This window comes from Thermococcus sp. (genome assembly GCF_027008145.1).
Classification (GTDB): Archaea; Methanobacteriota_B; Thermococci; order Thermococcales; family Thermococcaceae; genus Thermococcus.
In genome coordinates this window covers 1-4,519 of record NZ_JALTCZ010000186.1, presented here as the reverse complement: position 1 = coordinate 4,519, position 4,519 = coordinate 1, and the positions used below count along the sequence as shown (strand labels likewise).

The following is a 4,519-nucleotide window of genomic DNA, read 5'->3' as shown; positions in this document are numbered from 1 at the left end:
AATGAAAACTAATGGAAAGACACATCAAGAAATGCAAAAATTCGTGTTTTATTTGTTGGTGTCTCCCACAACTTTGCAATTGCGTGTTCTACTTCCCATCTCTTCTTCCGCTTCTCAGAATCCCCGCAAGCAGTTGTGCAAGTCTTTCCGCGCGTTCCCTTATCAGTTCGCTCGGCTCTTCAAAGAGGCCTGTTGAAGCTGGCTGACAGCCTATCAGGATGAAGTCCGCTTTAATAAGCGTCTTCATAAACTGGGTGACGAACTTCAGGGGGAGCCCGTGGGTAGAGATCGCTTCGCCTATCGTTCCCTCCGGGTCAGCTATTATGTACTCACCAACTTCTCCCTTGAAGTCCACCGCATCTACGAAAACAACGAGGTCTGGACTGAACTCATTTATTTCCCCGGTGTAGTTCTCGGGAACCTCACCGCAGTTTATCACGAGGACGTCCGGATTGTCCAGGAGTTCCTTCAGCCTCTCGGCAACGAGGACGCCGAAGGTGTCGTCCCCGCGGATGTCGTTCCCGATACCGCAGATCACGATCCGCTTTTTTCCTTGGAAGATTTCTTCGAGGGCATTCATGGTTATACTCTCCTTATCAAGCGTTTACAGCTTAATCCATCTCACCGGCGGATTTGAGTATAACATCAATGACCTCGTTTGAAATCCTGAAGCCCTTCCCCACGAGTTCCATTAGGAGGGGTTTCACCTCGTTGATAACTTCTCTCTTCTTTGCGAGCAGTAGAAGGCCCGCAGTTCCGATTACTCTAAGGCCGAGCTTTCTTGCAATTTTTCTGGCCTTAAGGTCGTCAAGAATTAGAAAATCGGCGTTAAGTTCAATTGCAATGGCTATAGCCTCGGGCTCCCCGTCTCCGAGAGACTCTAAAAGGGCCTGAACGAGCGGTCTGTTTTTCGGAGCCTTAACGGTTATCCACTCAGGGAGTTCCTCCCCGAATTCCCTCTGCACTGCTGGGGGCACTACGACCTCACCAAAAACATCGTGAAGGATTTTGAGCTTCCCAATGTTGGAAAGCCCGATCAGCGGACTTGTGTTAGAAACCACCCTCATCCCAGACCCTCTATGAGCCTTACGTCCTCCTCGGCCTCTTCCCGCGTGTAGTTTATCGGAATCCCTCTCTTCCTCAACTCGTAGAGGAACTCCCTCACGCTCAAGCCCGCGAGATGGGCGGCCTTTCCGAGGCTCAGCTTTCCTTCACGGTAGAGTTCTATAGTGGCAAGAAGAATCAGCTCTCTCTCCGGCTCGGGGCCGAGGAAGTCCCGGAATGCCTTGGGTGTTGTGGTCTCCATGCTCCCACCAAAGCGAAGTTTTGTGCGGAAATATTTAGGAGTTTCGTCTGAGTGGAAAAAAAGAATAAAATCAAATCTTCTCTGCTATCTCCCTTATCCTCTCCGCGAACTCGGTCTTCATCAGCTCCTCAACGTTCCCTATCCTGGCGTCGAGGTCTTGATAGAAGGGTATCCCACCGAGGTACTGGATTCCGAACTCCCTCGCTAAAGCCTCGACGTCCTTCTCCTCGTCCAGTTTCATGTTTTCCACTATTCCGAGAACCCTGTGCCTCTCCTCGAGGAGGAGCTGGACGAGCTTTCTGACCACGTTGAGGGCGAGCTTTGAGGGCGTCGCTACAACGAGGAACTCGCCGCGCTTGAGGAACCTCAAAACGTCCAAAAGCTGGTCGCCGAGGCCGGGTGGCATGTCTATGACGAGGTAGTCAAGCTCGTCCCAGCGGGTTATGGTGAGCAGTTCAATTAAAGCATCGCTCACCTCCTTCCCGCGGAGCGGGGTCGGCCTGTCCTCCGTGTAGTAGGCTATCGTCATGAACTTGATTCCGTGGACAGTGTGCGGGACAACGCCTCTGTCCTCTTCCGGGAACTCCTTTGGCTCGAAGCCCAAAATCACGTGATCGCTCGCACCGTGGAAGTCGAGGTCTAGCAATCCGACCTTGTAGCCCTTCCCGGCCAGAGCTAAAGCTAGTATCGTGGAAATGAGGGACTTTCCGACTCCTCCCTTACCGCTGACGACCGGGATGATTCTCTTAACCTTCTCAAGCCTCGCGCTTATAGCTATCTCACGCGGGTCGATCATGCCTCCCCCTCCTTCTCGATTTTTATTCCCGCCACGTAAACGCCTCTGCCCCTGACTACCTCGAAGTCATGGCTGCCGCACTTCGGACAGGCCAAAAACGCGTGCACAACCTCGGGAATGAAGTGGATGTCCTCTTTGATGCGCTCATCGAACTTATCTCTGACTTCCTTGAGCTTCCACTCGTAGCCGCAGTTGCGGCACTTAAAGACCGCTTCCTCCTCTTCAAAGATTATCTCGGCCCCTTCTGCTATCGTTCCCGCGAAAAGCTGCTCCATCGCGAACTTCACGATTTCAGCGTCCACATCCTGAAGTTCGCCGAGGACGACCTTGACGGCTTTAACCCGCTCCGCTCCTTCTCTGTTCGCGTAGTCGAGGACTGTTCTAACTATGGCATCTGCCAGCGCCCACTCGTGCATTATATCACCGGAGAAAATTGGAGTGTTACCTTAAAAATGGTTGGGTTTCGGACCCCAAGTTTATGGCACAGACAGATTTATCAATGCTCAGCGAAAGTTTTGGCGGTGAGTAAATGAGTCACGGGCACACCTATGGCCTGAAGAGAAACCTCGTGGTCTCAATACTCCTCAACTTCATCATAACGATTGCCGAGGTTATCGGAGGCTTTTTTTCCGGGAGTTTGGCTTTGCTGGGCGACTCCCTCCACAACTTCAGCGACTCAATGAGTTTACTCGCGAGCTACTTCGCAATAAAAATCGGCAAGAGAAAGGCCAACGAGAAGTACACCTTCGGCTATAAGCGGGCAGAAATCCTCGTTGCCTTCATAAATTCCTCCGTCCTCTTTGGTGTTTCGCTCTTTCTGGTCGCTGAGGCCTACGGGCGCTTTAAGAATCCCCAGCCGATTGACACTGGCATAATGCTACCCGTCGCGGTTATCGGCCTCATCGCAAACCTCCTCTCGGTTCTCCTCCTTCACCGGCACGCCCATGGCCTGAACATCCGCTCGGCCTACCTTCACCTGTTGAGCGATACCCTATCTTCGGTTGCCGTTGTCGTGGGGGGCGTTCTAATCCTCATCTACGGCATCGTCTGGGTTGACCCGCTCGTAACCGTCCTGATAGCCCTCTACATCCTCCGCGAGGCCTACGGGGTTCTCAGGGAGAGCGTTGAGGTTTTGATGGAGGCCTCGCCGGAGCTCGACTTCCTGGGCATAAAGGCGGAGATAGAGTCTATCCCCGGGGTTAAAAACGCCCACCACTTCCACGCTTGGCGGATTGGAGAGAATGAGGTACACTTTGAATGCCACGTTGAGGTGGATGACATGCTCTTGAGCGAGGCGCAGGGGATAATAGACGAGGTCGAGAAGAGGCTGAGGCAGTACGGAATAACTCATGTAACGGTTCAGCTTGAGGTGAACAGGTGTGAGGAGAAGGAGGTAATATGCGAGAAGGAGTGATGTAGAGCAAAAAGAAAAAGGTGGAGTTCAAGCCCCTGCAGTTCCTGAAAGGGCCGCCGCCTTCTCGAGCATCTTTTCCGTCGCCACCTCAACCGCGCTGTAGTAGCCCGGCACGTAGAGAGTCGGCCCGCGAAGGACTATGCTCTCGTCAACCCAGCTCACCTCAGTTAGGGCCCTGGGTTTGCCGTGCCTCACTATGTCCTCCCAGAGGCGTTTGTTGATTATGCATCCCGGATCGTCGCCGAGTAGATCCAGGGTGTAGTGATAGGTCCTCGCACGGCAGCCACCGCAGATGTTCCTATAGGGGCAGTTCCTGCACTGACCGGTGAAGTTGTCCCTGTCCCTCAGGAGGTTGAAGATTTTGCTGGTTTCCCATATCTCCTTGAAGGACTTGAGCCTTACGTTGCCGACTGGAAGCGGGAGGAAGACGCAGGGAACCACGGTTCCGTCGGGCTCTATACCTGCATAAATCCTTCCGGCACCGCATCCTCCTATGAACTCCGCTAGGGTTTTGACGGCATCGTTCTCGCCGATGTAGAAGTGGGCCGGCGTTACGTTCTTTCCCCTGCTTTCAAGCAGTGTAACCCTTGCATACTGCGGTGCCGTGGTGAGTATCTCCAGCTTCCTCTTCTTCATCTGGTGATAGATCTCCTTCATGAACTCCTCGCGCTCCTCGGGGGAGAGGTCTACCTTTACCATATCCTCTGCCCTGCCTGTTGGAACCAGGTTGAAGAATATGACGCGCTTTACCCCTATGCTCTCCGCTAAGTCAAGGATGTCGTCTATCTCGCCGTAGGTGTCCTTGTCCATGACGACCGCCATGCCGTGGCTTATCCCCAGCTTAACGGCGTTTTCAAGGGCCTTCGTTGCGTGCTTCCATGCCCCCGGGATACCGCGGAACTCGTCGTGCTTCTCAGGCTTTGCGGAGTCAATGCTCACCTCGACGTATTGTATGCCCGCATCGACCGCCCTCTTAAGCGTTTCCATGTCCGCGAACGTCCAG

General features: G+C 53.5%; 7 protein-coding genes. 1 reads left to right on the top strand and 6 read right to left on the bottom strand.

The annotated features are described in order from the left end of the window. Positions 1 to 88 precede the first annotated feature (88 nt). From MVD07_RS09415 to hypA, 5 genes are all read right to left on the bottom strand, one after another. Positions 89 to 580, bottom strand: a complete 492-nt coding sequence (locus MVD07_RS09415) for a hydrogenase 3 maturation endopeptidase HyCI (protein WP_297501308.1) — start codon at positions 578 to 580, stop codon at positions 89 to 91. A gap of 31 nt (positions 581 to 611) precedes the next feature. After that, positions 612 to 1,067: a DUF3368 domain-containing protein gene (locus tag MVD07_RS09410; protein ID WP_297501305.1), complete on the bottom strand. Its 456-nt coding sequence runs from the start codon at positions 1,065 to 1,067 to the stop codon at positions 612 to 614. Further along, the gene (locus MVD07_RS09405; RefSeq protein WP_297501302.1) at positions 1,064 to 1,306 is read right to left on the bottom strand and encodes a UPF0175 family protein; all 243 of its coding nucleotides are present in this window, start codon (positions 1,304 to 1,306) and stop codon (positions 1,064 to 1,066) included. The genes MVD07_RS09410 and MVD07_RS09405 overlap by 4 nt, the downstream gene beginning before the upstream one ends. A 70-nt stretch (positions 1,307 to 1,376) precedes the next feature. Further along, entirely contained in the window at positions 1,377 to 2,102 is a 726-nt protein-coding gene (locus MVD07_RS09400; protein ID WP_297501299.1) for an Mrp/NBP35 family ATP-binding protein, read from the bottom strand. Next, on the bottom strand, positions 2,099 to 2,518 hold the full coding sequence (gene hypA / locus MVD07_RS09395; RefSeq protein WP_297501296.1) for a hydrogenase nickel incorporation protein HypA: 420 nt from the start codon (positions 2,516 to 2,518) through the stop codon (positions 2,099 to 2,101). The genes MVD07_RS09400 and hypA overlap by 4 nt, the downstream gene beginning before the upstream one ends. Positions 2,519 to 2,631: 113 nt before the next feature. Between hypA and MVD07_RS09390 the strand changes: the two genes are divergently transcribed. After that, complete coding sequence (locus MVD07_RS09390; protein ID WP_297501293.1) at positions 2,632 to 3,516, top strand: cation diffusion facilitator family transporter; 885 nt, start codon at positions 2,632 to 2,634, stop codon at positions 3,514 to 3,516. A 27-nt stretch (positions 3,517 to 3,543) separates the two neighbouring features. Here MVD07_RS09390 and MVD07_RS09385 read toward each other — a convergent pair. Further along, the coding region (locus tag MVD07_RS09385; protein WP_297501290.1) for a radical SAM protein at positions 3,544 to 4,519 on the bottom strand (976 nt) is incomplete at its 5' end.